Here is a 17,559-nt window from a genome sequence, read left to right as displayed (position 1 = left end):
GCACGTCGGTCGTCACTGATTCCACGCTGGATCAGGGGCCCTTCGTTGTTTGGAGAAGCCGTTTCCGCATATCGATCTCCCCCCTTGTGGGGGAGATGCCCGGCAGGGCAGAGGGAGGTGGCTACGCATTCGACCTCAAATGGGGGCAGTCGCTATGACACCCGACACCCTCAAAAACAAGATTGTCCCCGTCACCACCATCCTGCTTGCTCTTATCGCCATCTGGTATGTCGCAGCCGTTCTCATGAATGCGCCGTTCCAGCGCGATATGGACAGCCGCACCGGCGCCACACCGACGACGCTCGAATTCATCGGCAAGACGCTGGCGCAGCCGAAGCCGATCTTGCCGGCGCCGCATCAGGTGGCGCAGAACGTTTATGAGAACACCGTCCTGCGCAGCCTTTCGAGCAATCGCAGCCTCGTCTATCACAGCTGGGTGACGCTCTCCTCCACCCTGCTCGGCTTCGGCTTCGGCATGCTGCTCGGCATTCTTCTTGCGGTGCTGATCGTGCACAACCGCGCCATGGACCGCTCGCTGATGCCCTGGCTGGTGGCGAGCCAAACCATCCCGATCCTCGCCATCGCGCCGATGATCGTCATCATCTCCTACAATGTGCTGACCGGTGACAATGCGCTTGCGCATCTGTTAAACCTCGATTCCGACGCCTCCCGCCTCGTCTCCAAGGCGCTGATTTCCACCTACCTTTCATTCTTTCCCGTCGCCGTCGGCATGGTGAAGGGCTTGCGGTCACCTGAGATCATGCATCTCGACCTGATGCGCACCTATTATGCGAGCCCGATGCAGACCTTCTGGAAGTTGCGGGTTCCGGCCTCGATCCCCTTCCTCTTCACCTCGATGAAGGTCGCGATCGCCGCCAGCCTCGTTGGCGCCATCGTCGGCGAACTGCCGACAGGTGCGGTTGCCGGCATCGGCTCGAAGCTGCTGGCCGGCTCTTATTACAGCCAGACCATCGATATCTGGGCGGCTCTCGTCGCCGGGTCGCTGCTGGCAGGCATCCTGGTTGCGATCGTCGGCCTTGCGGCGAAGATCGTCGACCGTGCCATGGGCGGGAGGCCGGCATGAGACATCTGACCTTCTCTTGGCAGGGCGTGACCGCCCTCCTCTTCTGCATGGCAGCGCTTGTCACCCTGCCGCTTTTGGCCGAAGGCGCGGCGCAGCCCTTCACCGACGGCACGGCAAGCCTTGTCTTCACCATCGTCATGGCGGCTGCCCTGCTGTCCTTTGCACCGCAGCCGCCGGCCTATCGCGCCACCGTGCTGTTCATCGGCGCGCATGGCGCCGCCTGGATGCTGCTTTCCGCTCTCTCCGGCAATGAGGGCATGGCAACGCGGGCTTATTTCCTGCTGTTGTTTTCCTGCTGGCTGCTTGCCTGGCGATGCGTAACCGAGCTGTCGAAACTGCAGCCCGTCACTGCTTTGGGCAAATCGGCGCTCCAGTTGCTGATCCCGGCGATCTTCGGCGCCTGGATCCTCATCCTCTGGGAAGCCGCGACGCGCGGCGCCGGCATTCCCTTCATCATCCTGCCGCCGCCGAGCGCCATCGGCGCCCGTATCATGGCCTCTCTGCCGATCCTCGGTGCTGATGTCAGGCAGACGATCTTCAAGGCGGTGCTGATCGGTTATATCGTCGGCTGCCTCAGCGGCTTTGCCGTCGCGGTGCTGGCCGACCGCATCACCTTCCTGCGCCGTGGCCTGCTGCCGATCGGCAACATGGTGTCGGCCCTGCCGATCATCGGCGTGGCCCCGGTCATGGTCATGTGGTTCGGCTTCGACTGGCCGTCGAAAGCAGCCGTCGTCATCATCATGACTTTCTTCCCGATGCTGGTGAATACCGTCGCCGGCCTTGCCGCCTCCGGCAGCATGGAGCGCGACCTGATGCGCACTTATGCCTCGAGCGACTGGCAGACGCTGCTCAAGCTCAAGCTTCCGGCCGCCATGCCCTTCATTTTCAACGCACTGAAGATCAACTCGACGCTGGCGCTGATTGGTGCCATCGTTGCCGAATTCTTCGGAACGCCGATCGTCGGCATGGGCTTTCGCATCTCCACAGAGATCGGCCGCATGAATGTCGACATGGTTTGGGCGGAAATCGCTATCGCGGCGCTGGCCGGATCGATCTTTTATGGCATCATCGCCCTGACCGAACGGGCGGTGACGTTCTGGCATCCGTCTATCCGTGGTGGCTAGGCGCGCCCGGGCTTCGCAAATGGGGTACGGGCATAACTTCAGAGGGTAAGGATAAGAAAATGAAAAAGTTGATGGTTGCAATGATGGCGAGCGCGATGACGCTTGCCGCTGCCCAGGCGATGGCCGCCGACAAGGTGGTGCTGCAGCTGAAATGGGTCACGCAGAGCCAGTTCGGCGGTTATTACGTTGCCAAGGACAAGGGCTTCTACAAGGAAGAAGGCCTCGACGTCGATATCAAGCCGGGCGGCCCCGATATCGCCCCTGAGCAGGTGATCGCCGGCGGCGGCGCCGATGTCATCGTCGATTGGATGGGCGGCGCCCTGGTTGCCCGCGAAAAGGGCGTTCCGCTCGTCAACATCGCCCAGCCCTACCAGAAATCGGGCCTGGAGATGATTTGCCGCAAGGATGGCCCGGTCAAGACCGAAGCCGACTTCAAGGGCCACACGCTCGGCGTCTGGTTCTTCGGTAACGAATATCCTTTCTTCGCCTGGATGAACAAGCTGGGTCTGTCGACGGAAGGCGGCGCGAACGGCGTCACCGTGCTGAAGCAGAGCTTCGACGTGCAGCCGCTCGTCCAGAAGCAGGCTGACTGCATCTCTGTGATGACCTACAATGAATACTGGCAGGCGATCGATGCCGGCTTCAAGCCGGAGGAACTGACGGTCTTCAACTATACCGAGATGGGCAACGACCTGTTGGAAGACGGCCTCTATGCGATGGAAGACAAGCTGAAGGACCCGGCCTTCAAGGAGAAGATGGTCAAGTTCGTCCGCGCCTCAATGAAGGGCTGGAAATATGCGACCGAAAATCCGGACGAAGCCGCCGAGATCGTCATGGACAATGGCGGTCAGGACGACAATCACCAGAAGCGGATGATGGGCGAAGTCGCCAAGCTGGTCGGTGACGGCTCAGGCAAGCTGGACGAAGCGCTCTATGCCCGCACCACAAAGGCGCTGCTCGACCAGAAGATCATCAACAAGGAGCCCTCCGGCGCCTGGACGCACGACATTACCGACGCCGCAGCCAAGTAATCGCGGCAAACAATGCGAAAACGAAACGCGCGGGAGATCTCCGCGCGTTTCTTTTATCCACCTGATAAAAAACACCTTGCAACTGTCGCATTTGTCGGGCGTCAAACGTCATAGGGGAACAGGATCAATCATCGTCATGTTCACATAACCCTCCGGTGATTGATTCAGGTTTCGATGGTAATTATTATCGGCTCATGGGGAATTGTTTTCTGCCGGGCTTGCATATCGAGCAAATCGATACCAATTAAAAGCCGATTTGCCGGCGAGGGACGAAGACGGCAATGATGTGCGGATACCCCTGAGAATGCAGGAAAGGCAGTGGCCTGGTCGCGAGCTGAGTGGCAGACGCGCGAGTTCGGCTAAGCTTGTTACAAGATTGGACGAAGACGCATGGCACGCAAGCCGATTGAAATTCTAGGCGCCGCTACCTTTTTTGCAGCAGCTCTCGCTGCATCCACGGCATTTTCGCAGGAAAAGCCGGTCGAAAAACCGCAGCAGAATCTGCCGGCGATCGTCGTCACCAAGGCTGTGAATCGCACGCTCGTCGACCGTGTCATCGGCACGGGAACGATCAAGCCCGTCGAGGAAGTTTATATTCAACCGCAGGTCGAAGGCCTGTCGATCCGTACGTTGAAAGCCGATGTCGGCGACAAGGTTGAGGCGGAAAGCACGTTGGCGACGCTCAACGACGACGCGCTGGTGCTGGAGAAGAGCCAGATGATGGCGACGAAAGCCAAGGGTGAGGCAAGCCTCGCCCAGCTGCGCGCCCAGCTCATCGAGGCGCAGGCCAATGCCGAACAAGCAAGGCAGCAGCAGGCCCGCGCCCAGGAAATGGTCAAGAAGGGTACGGTTTCCACCGCTCAGGTCGAGCAGGCCGATGCGACGGCCGCCGCCGCCAATGCCCGCGTCGTCTCCGCCGAACAGGCGATCGAGGTTGCCGAGGCCGATCTCAAGGTCTTCGACAGCCAGATCGCCGATGCGGATCTGAAGCTGGCGCGCACCGATGTGAAGACGCCGGTGGCCGGCACGGTCTCGGCGAAGAACGCCAAGGTCGGCGCCATTGCCGCCGGCAACGGCGACCCGCTGTTCACCCTCATCCGCGACGGCGATGTCGAGCTTGTCGCAGAGGTCGCCGAAAGCGACATCGTCAGGGTCGTGGCCGGCCAGAAGGCAGCGATTTCGCTTTCCGGCAGCCGCGAGAAGCTATCTGGCGCCGTGCGCCTGGTATCGCCGACCGTCGATCCCACCACCCGCCTCGGTCTCGTCCACATCTCGATCGACGACGACAGCAAGGCGCGCTCCGGCATGTATGGCAGCGCCGAGGTCATCGTTCGCGAGACGGAGGGCGTATCGCTTCCGCTGACCGCCGTGCTCACCGGCAACGAAGGCTCGTCGGCCCGCAAGGTCGAGGATGGCGTGGTGAAATTCGCCAAGGTCGAGACCGGCATCCAGGACGGTGCCTATGTCGAGATCGTCGATGGATTGAAGAGCGGCGACGAGGTCGTGGCCAAGGCGGGCGCTTACGTCCGTGACGGCGACCACATCACGCCGGTGCGTGAACAGCCCCCGGCTTCCAACTAAAGAGACCATCCGATGAATTTTTCAGCCTGGTCCATTCGAAACCCGATCGCGCCGCTGCTGGCCTTCTGCCTGTTGATATTCATCGGCATGCAGTCCTTCAATAAGCTGCCGATCACGCGCTTCCCGAACATCGACGTTCCGCTTGTTTCGATCAGCGTCACGCAGAGCGGCGCTTCGCCGGCCGAACTCGAAATGCAGGTGACGAAGGAGATCGAAGACGCAATCGCCTCCATCACCGGCATCGACGAAATCCAGTCGACGGTGACCGACGGCAGCTCGCAGACCAACGTCATGTTCCGCATGGAAGTGCCGACGGAACAGGCCGTGCAGGACGTCAAGGATGCGATCGACCGCATTCGCAGCGATCTGCCGGCGACCGCCGAGGCACCGATCGTCACCAAGGTCGATGTCGAGGGCCAGGCGATCCAGACCTTCGCAGTGTCCTCTCCCGACATGTCACTGGAAGAACTCTCCTGGTTCGTCGACGATACTGTCAAGCGTGCGTTGCAGGGTCAGGCCGGCATCGGCCGCGTCGACCGTTACGGCGGCGCCGAGCGCGAAGTGCGCATCGAACTCACCCCCGGCAAGCTCGATGCACACGGCATCACCGCCGCCAGCGTCAACCAACAGCTGCGCGGCACCAACGTCGATCTCGGCTCCGGCCGCGGCCAGGTGGCCGGCAGCGAACAGGCAATCCGCGTTCTCGGCGACGCCCGCAACGTCGCCGAACTTGCCGATACGACCATTGCGCTGCCGAACGGCCGTTTCGTCAAGCTGTCCGATCTCGGCGTCATCAAGGACACCTACGAGGAGCCGAAATCCTTCTCGCGCTTCAACGATACGCCTGTTGTCACCTTCGGCGTCTTCCGCTCGAAGGGCGCCAGCGAAGTCAGCGTCGCCGAAACCGTCGCGCAGAGCCTCGACAAGGTCCGCAGCGAAAACCCGAACGTGAAGATCGAACTGATCGACGATTCGGTTTATTTCACCTACGGCAACTACGAAGCCGCCATCCACACGCTGCTCGAAGGCGCGCTGCTTGCGGTCATCGTCGTTCTGCTGTTCCTCCGGAACTGGCGCGCGACGCTGATTTCGGCCATCGCCCTGCCGCTGTCGGCGATCCCGACCTTCTGGGTCATGGACATGATGGGCTTCTCGCTGAACCTCGTCAGCTTCCTCGCCCTGACGCTGGCGACAGGTATTCTGGTGGACGACGCGATCGTCGAAATCGAGAACATTGCCCGCCATATCAAGATGGGCAAGACGCCCTACCGGGCGGCGATCGAGGCGGCCGATGAAATCGGCCTTGCCGTCATCGCCACCACCTTCACCATCATCGCCGTCTTCGTGCCGGTTTCATTCATGCCGGGCATTCCCGGCCAATACTTCATCCAGTTCGGCCTGACCGTCGCCTTCTCCGTCTTCTTCTCGCTGATGGTCGCACGCCTCATCACCCCGATGATGGCCGCCTATCTGATGCGTGCAGAAGATGGCGTCGACGACCATCATGACAATGACAGCCTGCTGATGCGTGGATACACCCGACTCATCCGCGGCACGACGGGGCGCTGGTACACGCGTTATGCGACCTTGCTTGTCGCGTTTGGCTTCCTGATCGGCTCGGTTTTGCTGCTGATGCAGGTTCCGGGCAGCTTCCTGCCGCCCGAAGACGCTTCACGAATCGTTCTCTCCGTCGAATTACCGCCCAATGCAAGGCTTGACGACACCGAGAAGACGACGGATGCGATCTATGACAGGGTCAAGGATATCAACGGCGTCGAAAGCGTCTTCGTCCTCGGCGGCGCATCTCCGAAGGGCGACCTCGAACTGCGTCGTGCAACCATCACGCTGGCACTCCATAAGCTCGACCAATCGCTGATCAAGAAGATGGTCAACGACGGGCTCGGCCACATCCCCCTCATCGGCCCGATGCTGCCGAAAGTGGAAGTCCACGGCCGCGAGCGTCCGCAATGGAATATTGAAAAGGAAGTCTTCGCCAAGCTGCGCGACATTCCCGACGTTCATATCCTGAAGCTTAACGACCGCGGCGAACGCGACCTCTCCTTCAACTTCCTTTCCAAGAACGAGAAGGACCTGAACGACGCCGTCGGCATCCTGGAATCCAAGCTCCGCGCCGATCCGCTGCTTGCCAATGTCAGCGCCGACGGCGCCCTGCCTCGTCCGGAACTGCAGGTATATCCACGCAAGGACGAAGCCGCACGCCTCGGCATCACGCCGCAGCAGATTTCCGAGACGATCCGTGTCGCCACCATCGGCGATGTCGATGCCGCCCTTGCCAAGATCTCGCTCGACGATCGCCAGATCCCGATTCGGGTGCAGGCGGCAGTTGACATGCGCCGCGATCTCTCAGCCATCCGCGCATTGAAGATCCAGACCGCCAGCGGCGGCACCGTTCCGCTCGCGAGCGTCGCCAATATCGACTACTCCGAGGGCGTAAGCTCGATCAAGCGCAACAACCGTTACCGCGTCGTCTCAATCGGCTCCGATCTGCCGCAGGGTGTAGCCCTCGACACGGCTTCGGCCCGTTTCCGCGAGATCGTCAAATCAGCCAACATCCCGGCCTCCGTGCACCTTGCCGAAAGCGGCGACACCAAGGTGCAGACCGAGATGCAGCAGAGCTTCGTCAACGCCATGTTGATGGGTCTGTTGCTGGTGTTGACGGTGCTGATCCTGCTTTTCAAGGACGTGATCCAGCCCTTCACCATCCTGTTCTCGCTGCCGCTTGCCATCGGCGGCGTCGCGGCGGCTCTGATCATCACCAGCAATCCGCTGTCGATGCCCGTCATGATCGGCATTCTGATGTTGATGGGTGTCGTCACCAAGAACGCCATCCTGCTCGTCGATTTTGCGATCGAGATGCGCCATCAGGGCATGGCTCGTGTCGAGGCCATGGTCGAAGCCGGCCGCAAGCGCGCCCGGCCGATCATCATGACCTCGATCGCCATGTCGGCGGGCATGCTGCCTTCGGCGCTCGGTGTCGGCGAAGGCGGCTCGTTCCGCGCGCCGATGGCAATCGCGGTGATCGGCGGCATCATCGTCTCGACGGTGCTCTCGCTGGTCGTCGTGCCTTCCTTCTTCCTGATCATGGACGATCTGTCCCGCCTGCTCGGTTGGATGTTCGGACGCTTGGTCGGCCGGAAAGACGAGGAGGAGCTGCCGCTGTCGCGCGAGGATCTCACCCGTGTTACCCGCGAAAACCGCGAAGACATCGACTCGCTGGAGGAGCGGCTGACCGCGATCGAAAAGCCGGAAAGCAAGCGCAAGAGCGCCAACGACACCAACGTGCTCCGCTTGCCGCCTTTCGCAGCAGAATGAGCAAAACTCAGAACATGAACGGGCCGGGAGTGATCTCCCGGCCCGTTTCATTTTGCCGTTCGCGCCGCCATCCGCAGCGTCGGTCGACAGCGGCAGGTCTTCTCGTCAGAGCCCGCCCTGCTCCCTGATAAAACTGACGATCGAGCTAACGCCGTCACCGCGTTTCATGTCGGAGAAGACGAAGGGGCGGCTTGCGCGCATGCGCGTCGCATCCCGGTCCATTACCTCGAGATCGGCACCGACATAGGGCGCCAGATCCTTCTTATTGATGACGAGAAGGTCCGACCGGGTGATGCCGGGCCCGCCCTTGCGCGGGATTTCCTCGCCCTGGCAGACGGAGATGACATAGATGGTGATATCGGCAAGATCGGGCGAAAAGGTCGCCGCCAGATTGTCGCCGCCGGATTCGATGAAGACCACGTCGAGATCCGGGATCCGCTGGTTGAGGCCGGCGATCGCCTGAAGATTAATCGTCGCATCCTCGCGAATGGCGGTGTGCGGGCAGCCGCCGGTCTCGACGCCGACGATCCGGTCCGAAGGCAGTGCCTGCATGCGCACCAGCGCCTCGGCATCCTCGGTCGTGTAGATGTCGTTGGTAACAACGGCGACGGAATAGTCGTCGCGCATCGCCTTGCAGAGCTTTTCGGTCAGCGCCGTCTTGCCCGAACCGACCGGTCCGCCGATGCCGACCCGCAGAGGTCCGTTTCTTGATTTCATATGCCTTACTCCAATCGAACCCGATGATAGCGACGCCGAGGCCACACGCCACCGTCAAATGACGCAGATGCTCGGATAATTTACGCCATCACGAACGGAACAGCCGCGTCGCCTGCGTCTCATGCCGCAGGCCGGCAATATCGGCCTGCACCGTCGCCGAGCCGAGATCGTCGAGCGACGAGACCGCTGCCCGCCGCGCGACCTCGGTGATGCTCTCTTCAAGACCGGCGAGCACGGCAACACCGTCCTTCTGACCGGTGACGCCGAGGCGGATGCCTGAGGAAACCGCCTGCGAGGCATAGGCATGCAGGAAGACGGCGAGCGCCTTCTCAGCCCCGATGCCGTGCGCGCCGGTGACAGCCCCGACCGCGACGGGATAGGCCGCCTTGTCAGGCAGCCTTTCGAACACACCATCCGGCCAGGCGCGTGCCGCCGCCAGGAAGGCCTCGCCGAGCAGCATAGTTTCCTGATGGCGCTCGCGCGATCCGGCCAGCGCCTCCGCGAGCGCAGCGATCTCGGCAAGGCGCTCTGGCTCTTCCTGCCACCTGTGGCTTTCGGCCAAAAGTACCGCATCGTTCCAAACCGAGCCATGGCCGATCAGCGTGCCGATCCAGGCCGCCAGCGAGGCGGCATCGGTGACCAGCCCGTCGGCCACCGCCCGCTCCAGCCCGCCCGAATAGGCAAAGCTGCCGACCGGAAAGGCCGGCGAAAGCCATGCCGTCAGGCGCAACAATGCCTGCAGCTCACAATCTCCAGTCATCGAGCCTCAGTCGTGTTTATGGTCGTGATGATGCCCGTGATCGTGGTCATGGTCGTGATCACATCCCGGCCCATGCACATGCTCGTGGCCGTGATCATCTTTGTGCTCATGCCCGTGGTCATGAGCCGCATGACCTTGATCGCGCGAATGCGCGTCATGGGAATGATAGGCGCCGCGCGCCGGCTGGAAGGGTTCGTCGATGTCGAGGACGGTAGCGCCGAGCCCCTGCAGCATGCTGCGGATGACGTGGTCGCGCAGGATGACGATACGGCCTTCCTCGATCTGCGCCGCGAGATGGCGGTTGCCGAGATGCCAGGCAAGCTCGACCAGATGTGTGCGATCGCGGCCGCGAATTTCGAAGAGCTTCTCATCGGCCGCGAGAATCTCGATCAGTTCACCGTCGTCGCGCACCAGCAGGTCGCCATTGGCGAAAAGCACCGGGGCCTTGAGATCGAGCATGACCATCTCGCCATTTTCCAGATGCAGCAGCTTGCGGCGCAGATGGCGCAGATCGTGCGGCAGCTTGACCTGGGCGATCGGATGGGAGGACGGGGTTCCGGCGGGAAGATAGGAGGTAACGCGCTGCATGATATGTCCGTTTTGCTGAGGCGACCATGCAAAATAGCCTTTCCAGATGCAAGCACCAATGGCCTTTGTGCCCGCTTCGGGCTTTTATATTCCGTAAGCCTGCATCACGTTGTCGCTCTCGGTTCCCCTGCCCTTGGCCTCGAGGCCACTATCGGCGAGCCCGTGCCAGGCATGATGCAGGCCTTCCCGCTCGTGTACGACGCGATTGCGCCCGAGCGCCTTGGCGAGATAGAGCGCGCGGTCTGCCGACGCATAGACCGCCTGCTTGTTGCGGCCGGCGGCGAGATCGGCAACACCGCCGGAAACGGTAATACGGATATCGTGCCCTTCGGCCGCGATGGCGCCGCTTGCGATCCGGGCCCGGACACCTTCGATGCGTTCCATCCGCGCCTCCAGCGGCTTGCCGGAGATGATGATGCCGAACTCCTCCCCGCCCAATCTTGCGACGACGGACATTTCATCGAAGGCGGATATGAGTATGGCCGAGACCGCGGTGATGACGGCATCGCCGCAGCCATGGCCGAAGCGATCGTTGATCGCCTTGAAGCGGTCGACATCGAAAATAACAAGCGAGGCGTCGCCTTCGGTGTACTCGAGCGCCTCTGTGAAAGCGCGCCGGTTCAAAAGTCCCGAAAGCGTGTCCGTTCGGCTGAGCTTTTCGAACTCCGCCCGCGACAGCGTCAGTTCGTGCAGGGCAAAACCGGCGGCCAGCGACAGCATGCCGGAAACCGTCCCGCCGACAAGCCAGGAAAAAATGACGCCGAAGCCGATCGCGTTCGAAAGCGTCACCGGCAGCAGCCCGAGAAAATCGAGCGGCGGGATCGTCACTGCCATGATGATGCCGGAGAGAAGGACTGTCAGAAAGCTCATCTTCAATGCAAAGACATAGACGTTCCCGCGATATTGGAAATTGCCGAAATCGGCCTGCAGCGACATCCAGTTTCTCATGAGAATCGACCTTCCTGCCCGGCGTTTCAAGGCATTGATAGGAGCCAAATTGCTGCGGGTGTCTTAATCGACTCGTTAAAATTCGAACGGTTTCGGACCTTTCGGTGGACAGATTTTTTCTAGCAGGAGATGCAGCCCTCCAATCCCTGAATCGGACAGGGCGACGAGACAGTTAGCCGTTTGATTTAAAACAGCTTTATTAACCAGGAAGATGGGGCTGTTCCAGAATGGCCTAACTGAGGAAAATACCGGCTTTTCCACCGATTTTTACAACCGATCGGAGAGTATGATACACAATTCACTTTAAAGAGGGGATCGCCTGGCGATTGGCTCAATTGTAGACACCGAGAGACAATCGCAATGATTGTGGAAGCGGATTCCATAAGCCGGTCCTAAGTCCCGCCGAGCGGAGCGCGGCAGCCGTCCACGTGTTGCAGCCGAAGAGCGCGTTGAAATATCCGTTGGCCTCGAAGAACCGGTCGATCTCGCCGTAACCCGCATCCGGAATGCCCGCCACCACGCCCCCATTTCGAACGAAGCTGTCCGCGATGAAATTCCGCAGCCGCGCCATTTGATCGTCGCCGATATCGAACGCCGCAACGGCCGGCTGCGGCTCAGCGATGCGACCGGCAAGATCGACATGCAACACCGAACGGTCGATCGTCAGCGCCCCCAGCACCGGCAGCGGCTTCAGCTCCGACCAGCTCGGGGTTTCCAGATAGAAGGCGCGGCCGCCCCAGCCGACGATGAGCCACTCCGCATCCGGATGGCCGAGCGGAAAACCGGTCTCGGCGAGAAAGGAAAAGGCAGCTCGCGTCTCCTCGTCGAGCGGAATGGCAATATCAGTATGGATCGGTCCGGACAGCAGCAGAATCCGATGCGTCGCCGCCGCAGACGACGCCTCGACGGTGGCAATCAGCGGCCGGGGAACGAAGGTCCCGCAGGCCGCCAGAAACACAAGCAGAAACACGGCCCGCAACAGCCAGCGGATGCCTGTTATCATCGGCGCCATCCGTCGCACAGAGGGCCGTGTGGCCTAAAACAGGAAATAGCGCTGCGCCATCGGCAACACCGTCGCCGGCTCACATGTGAGCAACTCGCCGTTCGCCCTGACCTCGTAGGTCTCCGGATCGACTTCGATTTCCGGCGTCAGGTCGTTGTGGATCATCGACGCCTTGGAGATGCCGCCGCGCGTATTCTTCACCGCGACAAGTTGCTTGGCGACGCCGAGCCGGCCCTTCAGGCCAGCATCGACTGAGGCCTGACTGACGAAAGTGACGGAGGAATTGGTGAGGCTCCGGCCGTAGGAGGCGAACATCGGCCGGTAATGCACCGGCTGCGGCGTCGGGATCGAGGCATTCGGATCGCCCATCAATGCTGCCGCGATCGAGCCGCCGAGCAGCACCATGTCGGGCTTCACGCCGAAGAAGGCCGGATTCCACAGCACAAGGTCGGCGCGCTTGCCGACTTCGACAGAGCCGATCTCGTGGCTGAGCCCATGGGCAATCGCAGGGTTGATCGTATATTTGGCGATATAGCGGCGGACGCGGAAATTGTCGTTATTGCCCTTTTCCTCCTTCAGCCGGCCGCGCTGGCGCTTCATCTTGTCGGCAGTCTGCCAGGTGCGGATCGCCACCTCGCCGACGCGGCCCATGGCCTGGCTGTCGGACGAAATGATCGAAAAGGCGCCGATATCATGCAATATGTCTTCGGCAGCGATCGTCTCCTTGCGGATGCGGCTTTCGGCGAAAGCGATATCCTCGGGGATCGACGGCGACAGGTGATGGCAGACCATCAGCATGTCGAGATGCTCGGCGATGGTGTTGACCGTATAGGGCCGCGTCGGATTGGTGGACGACGGGATGACGTTCGGCTGGCCGCAGATCTTGATGATGTCGGGCGCGTGCCCACCGCCCGCCCCTTCCGTGTGAAAGGCATGAATGGTGCGGCCCTTGATGGCGCCGATCGTATCCTCGACGAAGCCGCTTTCGTTCAGCGTATCGGTGTGGATCATCACCTGCACGTCATATTCGTCGGCGACCGACAGGCAGCAGTCGATGGCGCCTGGAGTCGTGCCCCAGTCCTCATGCAGCTTCAGCGAGGTGGCGCCGGCCAGCACCATCTCGGTCAGCGCCCCTGGCAGCGAGGCATTGCCCTTGCCGGCAAAGGCAAGGTTCATCGGGAAGGCGTCGGCCGCTTCGATCATCCGGGCGAGATGCCAGGGACCGGGCGTGCAGGTGGTGGCGAGCGTGCCGTGCGCCGGTCCCGTGCCACCGCCGAGCATGCAGGTCATGCCCGACATCAGCGCTTCCTCGATCTGCTGCGGCGCGATGAAGTGGATATGGCTGTCCATGCCGCCAGCGGTGACGATCTTGCCTTCGGCGGCGATCGCCTCCGTGCCCGGGCCGACGATGATATTGACGCCGGGCTGCATATCGGGATTGCCCGCCTTGCCGATGGCGACGATGCGCCCGTCCTTCAGCCCGATATCGGCCTTGTAGATGCCGGAGTGATCGACGATCACCGCATTGGTGATGACGGTATCGACCGCACCGTCCGCTCGCGTCACCTGACTCTGGCCCATGCCGTCGCGGATCACCTTGCCGCCGCCGAACTTCACCTCTTCGCCATAGGTGGTGAAATCCTTTTCGATCTCGATGAAGAGTTCCGTATCGGCAAGGCGCACTTTGTCGCCGGTGGTCGGTCCGAACATGCCGGCATAGGCGGCGCGCGAGATCTTGTAGGGCATCCATCAGGCTCCGTAGGAGGAAGAGACAAGCGTTTTTCCGCCGAGCCGCTTGAGGCGGCCCAGGGCAATATAACTATCGACGAGCTGTCGTTCGGCCGCAAACGGGTGCCACTCCCAGCCGACGTGACCGAAGCCGGCCAACATCACCTCGGCTTCGGGAAATTTGCTCAGCACTTCGGCAATAACGATCATGCCGCTGCTCGGCACGACATAGGGTGCCGGCGCGAAAGCCGAGAGCGCCGCATCGACCACCTCGTGGATCGATTTGTCGATGACGACGTGCGTCTTGCCAGTCTCTGTGCAGAAGGCGCCGAATGCCTCCGTATAGTCGTCGCAGAAATCGTCGAGATCAGGATGCGAGACGGCAAGCGGCGCCCGCATCGCGGCGAATTTTTCCGGGTCGCGCACGCTCCAGACTTCGCGGGCCGAAACCACGCCGGGATGGGTGCGCCATTGTCAGGGAACCGAGCATCGCCTTTGCGGGCCGGCCGGTATTGCACACCGCGACGGCGTCCGTCCTGCTACCGCCGGTCCCATAGGAACGGCAATCGTTAAAGCGGACGACGAAATCAGCGGCATCGATCACGCCTGCTTCCGCCTCCGCGACCTCGCCATTGCCGACGATTACGATTTTCCTGATCACCTTAGTTGCTCATCGTGTCTTCGAGCTCTTTCAGCTCTTTCGTGCGTTTGTCGGTGATGTTGGCGAGGCACCCGGCGACCAGCATCGGCTCCATCGTGCCGCCGCGGGCCTGGAAACCGAAGGCGTCGCACTCGGCGTCTCGATAATCGATCCAGGCGCGCTGCGCCTTGACCAGCGCCTGCTCCGCGCCCTTCATGTCGCCGTCGAGATCCTTGTCGACCGCCGCCAAGGCGGCGCGGGTCTTCTTGTATTGCACATTCAAAGCCTTGTCAGCGGTCTCGTGGCGCGCCGCCTCGCAAGAGGTCATATCGGATTGCGTCTGGGGATTCTGGCAATCGACATCCTGAGCGGAAACGCTACCAGCCATCAGCAGCATCGCCGCCCCGATGAGGCAGATGTTCAAACGCATGCATCCCTCCCGTTAGAGCTTGCCCATCACCAGCTGACGGAAGCCATAGACCTCGCGCTTGCCGGAAAGCGGGATCAGCGTCACCGAGCGCGTCTGTCCCGGCTCGAAGCGCACCGCCGTTCCCGCCGGAATATCCAGTCGCTTGCCATGCGCCGCCGCCCGATCGAAGGAGAGTCCGGCATTGGTCTCGGCGAAATGATAGTGGCTGCCGACCTGCACCGGCCGATCACCGGTGTTGGAAACCTCCATCGTCACCGTCGGTGCGCCGGCATTCAGTTCGATGTCGCCGCTTGCGGCAATGATCTCACCCGGTATCATCTTATCTCCTTAAGCAGCCCTGGGCGCGCAGCCCTCGGCCTTCAGCACACGCTTCGTCGACGCCGGATGTTTGGCGAGCCTATCAGCCGGCCGGATGGGTCTGGCGACGAGATTGCCGCCGCAGTTGGGGCAGACGCCCTTCAGCACGCGATCAACGCAATCGGCGCAGAAGGTGCATTCATAGGTGCAGATCCGTGCCTCCGCGCTCTCCGGCGGCAAATCCTTGTCGCAGCATTCGCAATTGGGCCTGAGCTCGAGCATATCGGTCTCCCTACCGGATCGGTTCGTGTACGGTAACGAGCTTGGTTCCGTCCGGAAAGGTCGCCTCCACCTGCACGTCATGGATCATCTCGGCAATCCCCTCCATTACCTGATCACGGCCGATCACATGAGCGCCGGCCTCCATCAGCTCAGCGACCGGACGACCGTCACGGGCGCCTTCGACGACGAAGTCGCTGATCAGCGCAATCGCTTCCGGGTAGTTCAGCTTGACGCCGCGCTCCAGCCGCCGCCGGGCCACCATCGCTGCCATCGATATCAGCAGCTTGTCTTTTTCTCTCGGAGTGAGGTTCATCTTCTACCTGCTTATTGAACTCATAGATTCCAGACTTTCGGCACGGGCGCACCATTGCGCAAGGCGGAAATGACCGGGATCAGGATTTTTCTCAGCGAAAAGCCGTCGGCTGCCGCAAGACGGACGACGAGCTTGCCGTCCCAGGCGCTCGCACCGCCCATCGCGCCTTCGACGAGCGGCCGCACCTTGCCGAGATAGGCTTCCGCAAGCGGCCCGGCATAAAGCAGCGTCGCAAAAGCCACCTGTCCGCCGAGCACCGCCTGACGCGCCGCCAGAGCGGCTACCCCTTCGGAAAGCCTCAGTTCTTCCGCATGGATCAGCCGACCCGAGCGGCGGATGCGCCAGCGGTCCCGGAAAAGCCCGGTCGTCACCGTCTCGCCCATCGCCTTGCGGCCGAGCAGTATGGCCTCGACGGCCAAAAATTCTGCGCTCTTGTCGAGATCGACATCCAGCCGGCGAAAAGTGCGGAACGATCAAAGAGGATCGTTTCCTGCGGCAGCCAGTCGACGCGGGCCTGGGCTCCGACATTGATATTGGTCGTCACCTCGGCTGTGCCGGCCGATGCCTTGTAGATCTTCTCGCAGGCCTGAGTGGTGACGTCGATGCGCGTGTCCGCTCCGGCCTCAACGCTCCAATCCATCCGATCGCCGCCGGTCAGTCCACCAGCGGTGTTAATGATGACGGCTTCCATCGAGGCATCGAAGGTATCGGGCAGGCGGATCTTCGCCGCGCCCTCCTGATAGAGCTCACGCAGACGCGTGCGGCCGTCGAGCAGCTTTGCCGCCAGATGCCCGCGTCCTTCCGCTCTTTGCGGTCGCGTGCCTGCCGCCGCAATCATCATAACGTCCCTTTCGGTCGCGCCACCGGTTCGTTCGATTGCGCAGGTGACGGAAAGCAAGCAATTCCCATGCCGTCCTAGGATACCCGCAACGGACCCGGCAAATTTGAAAGGCGCTGCGCCACCTGCCGAAAAATGCAGCAGTTGCCGATCAGACGGTCAGATGACGGCGGGCCTCCGGCGTATCCAGTGTTTCGGCGAGGCCTTGATGGACGATCTCGCCGCGGTCCATGATGTAGACGTAATCGGCAAGCTCCCGGCAGAAGTCGAGATATTGTTCGACGAGCAGGATCGCCATGCCGGTGGAATCGCGGAGATAACGGATCGCCCGGCCGATATCCTTGATGATCGACGGCTGAATGCCCTCGGTCGGCTCGTCGAGCACGAGAATCCGAGGCCGCGTCACCATAGCGCGGCCGATCGCCAGCTGCTGCTGCTGGCCGCCGGAAAGATCGCCGCCGCGGCGCGACAGCATCGACTTCAGCACCGGGAAGAGGCTGAAGATGTCATCGGGGATATTCCGGTCGCGACGGCCGAGCGGGGCGAAGCCGGTTTCGAGATTTTCCTTGACCGTCAGCAGCGGGAAAATCTCCCGCCCCTGCGGCACATAGCCGATGCCCTGCTTGGCGCGGGCAAAGGGCGGCAGGCCGTTCAGCCTGGTATCGTTGAAGGTGACGGTGCCGGCCGACAGCGGATGCTGGCCGGTCACGGCGCGCAGAAGCGAACTCTTGCCGACGCCGTTGCGCCCCAGCACGCAGGTGATCTTGCCCATCTCCGCCTTGATGGAGATGCCGCGCAGTGCCTGCGCCGCGCCATAATGCAGATTCGCGTTGTCGACTGTCAGCATCCGTTCACCCATTCC

At 61.8% G+C, this 17,559-nt stretch carries 16 protein-coding genes and 2 pseudogenes; 5 read left to right on the top strand and 13 right to left on the bottom strand.

From position 1 onward, the window contains the following. Window positions 1–154 precede the first annotated feature (154 nt). The 5 genes from MF410_RS01680 to MF410_RS01660 all read left to right on the top strand — a co-directional run bounded on the left by MF410_RS01680 (window position 155) and on the right by MF410_RS01660 (window position 8,153). A complete protein-coding gene (locus tag MF410_RS01680; RefSeq protein ID WP_097629102.1) occupies window positions 155–1,084 on the top strand; it encodes an ABC transporter permease in 930 nt (309 codons plus the stop codon). Further along, window positions 1,081–2,208: an ABC transporter permease gene (locus MF410_RS01675; protein ID WP_097629103.1), complete on the top strand. Its 1,128-nt coding sequence runs from the start codon at window positions 1,081–1,083 to the stop codon at window positions 2,206–2,208. The genes MF410_RS01680 and MF410_RS01675 overlap by 4 nt, the downstream gene beginning before the upstream one ends. Before the next feature lie 59 nt (window positions 2,209–2,267). After that, window positions 2,268–3,239 carry an ABC transporter substrate-binding protein gene (locus MF410_RS01670; RefSeq protein WP_097629104.1) on the top strand — a complete coding sequence of 324 codons (972 nt, stop codon included), beginning with the start codon at window positions 2,268–2,270 and terminating at the stop codon, window positions 3,237–3,239. Window positions 3,240–3,629: 390 nt separating this feature from the next. After that, the gene (locus tag MF410_RS01665) at window positions 3,630–4,820 is read left to right on the top strand and encodes an efflux RND transporter periplasmic adaptor subunit (RefSeq protein ID WP_097629105.1); all 1,191 of its coding nucleotides are present in this window, start codon (window positions 3,630–3,632) and stop codon (window positions 4,818–4,820) included. Window positions 4,821–4,832: 12 nt separating this feature from the next. Continuing rightward, a complete protein-coding gene (locus MF410_RS01660; protein ID WP_097629106.1) occupies window positions 4,833–8,153 on the top strand; it encodes an efflux RND transporter permease subunit in 3,321 nt (1,106 codons plus the stop codon). Window positions 8,154–8,258: 105 nt separating this feature from the next. Here the strand turns inward: MF410_RS01660 and ureG are convergent, their stop codons facing one another. The 13 genes and pseudogenes from ureG to urtE form a co-directional block, all read right to left on the bottom strand. Continuing rightward, window positions 8,259–8,870 (bottom strand): urease accessory protein UreG, encoded by a 612-nt coding sequence (ureG, locus tag MF410_RS01655; protein WP_097629107.1) that lies wholly within the window; start codon window positions 8,868–8,870, stop codon window positions 8,259–8,261. A gap of 88 nt (window positions 8,871–8,958) precedes the next feature. Further along, window positions 8,959–9,630 carry an urease accessory protein UreF gene (locus tag MF410_RS01650; RefSeq protein WP_097629108.1) on the bottom strand — a complete coding sequence of 224 codons (672 nt, stop codon included), beginning with the start codon at window positions 9,628–9,630 and terminating at the stop codon, window positions 8,959–8,961. A 6-nt stretch (window positions 9,631–9,636) separates the two neighbouring features. Next, window positions 9,637–10,218 (bottom strand): urease accessory protein UreE, encoded by a 582-nt coding sequence (locus tag MF410_RS01645; protein WP_097629109.1) that lies wholly within the window; start codon window positions 10,216–10,218, stop codon window positions 9,637–9,639. Between the two features lie 84 nt (window positions 10,219–10,302). Next, entirely contained in the window at window positions 10,303–11,166 is an 864-nt protein-coding gene (locus MF410_RS01640; RefSeq protein ID WP_097629110.1) for a GGDEF domain-containing protein, read from the bottom strand. 331 nt (window positions 11,167–11,497) lie between these two features. Further along, window positions 11,498–12,169: a TIGR02117 family protein gene (locus tag MF410_RS01635; RefSeq protein ID WP_097629195.1), complete on the bottom strand. Its 672-nt coding sequence runs from the start codon at window positions 12,167–12,169 to the stop codon at window positions 11,498–11,500. A gap of 33 nt (window positions 12,170–12,202) precedes the next feature. After that, window positions 12,203–13,915 carry an urease subunit alpha gene (ureC, locus tag MF410_RS01630; RefSeq protein ID WP_097629111.1) on the bottom strand — a complete coding sequence of 571 codons (1,713 nt, stop codon included), beginning with the start codon at window positions 13,913–13,915 and terminating at the stop codon, window positions 12,203–12,205. A gap of 3 nt (window positions 13,916–13,918) precedes the next feature. Next, window positions 13,919–14,558: pseudogene (locus tag MF410_RS01625) on the bottom strand (Urease operon accessory protein). 1 nt (window position 14,559) lies between these two features. Next, window positions 14,560–14,967: a lysozyme inhibitor LprI family protein gene (locus tag MF410_RS01620; protein ID WP_097629113.1), complete on the bottom strand. Its 408-nt coding sequence runs from the start codon at window positions 14,965–14,967 to the stop codon at window positions 14,560–14,562. Window positions 14,968–14,979: 12 nt separating this feature from the next. Continuing rightward, on the bottom strand, window positions 14,980–15,285 hold the full coding sequence (locus tag MF410_RS01615) for an urease subunit beta (protein WP_097629114.1): 306 nt from the start codon (window positions 15,283–15,285) through the stop codon (window positions 14,980–14,982). A gap of 9 nt (window positions 15,286–15,294) precedes the next feature. Then, window positions 15,295–15,546 carry a DUF1272 domain-containing protein gene (locus tag MF410_RS01610; RefSeq protein WP_097629115.1) on the bottom strand — a complete coding sequence of 84 codons (252 nt, stop codon included), beginning with the start codon at window positions 15,544–15,546 and terminating at the stop codon, window positions 15,295–15,297. A gap of 10 nt (window positions 15,547–15,556) precedes the next feature. Further along, window positions 15,557–15,859: an urease subunit gamma gene (locus tag MF410_RS01605; RefSeq protein WP_003561955.1), complete on the bottom strand. Its 303-nt coding sequence runs from the start codon at window positions 15,857–15,859 to the stop codon at window positions 15,557–15,559. A 20-nt stretch (window positions 15,860–15,879) separates the two neighbouring features. Then, a pseudogene (locus tag MF410_RS01600) lies at window positions 15,880–16,700 on the bottom strand (urease accessory protein UreD). Between the two features lie 148 nt (window positions 16,701–16,848). Then, a complete protein-coding gene (gene urtE / locus MF410_RS01595; RefSeq protein ID WP_097629196.1) occupies window positions 16,849–17,544 on the bottom strand; it encodes an urea ABC transporter ATP-binding subunit UrtE in 696 nt (231 codons plus the stop codon). Window positions 17,545–17,559: the final 15 nt, after the last annotated feature.

The sequence above is a fragment of the Rhizobium sp. C104 genome, assembly GCF_022354505.1.
In the GTDB taxonomy this organism is placed as follows: domain Bacteria; phylum Pseudomonadota; class Alphaproteobacteria; order Rhizobiales; family Rhizobiaceae; genus Rhizobium; species Rhizobium redzepovicii.
Note: the sequence above shows the minus strand (reverse complement) of the source record. Positions and strands in the feature narration are given on the sequence as shown.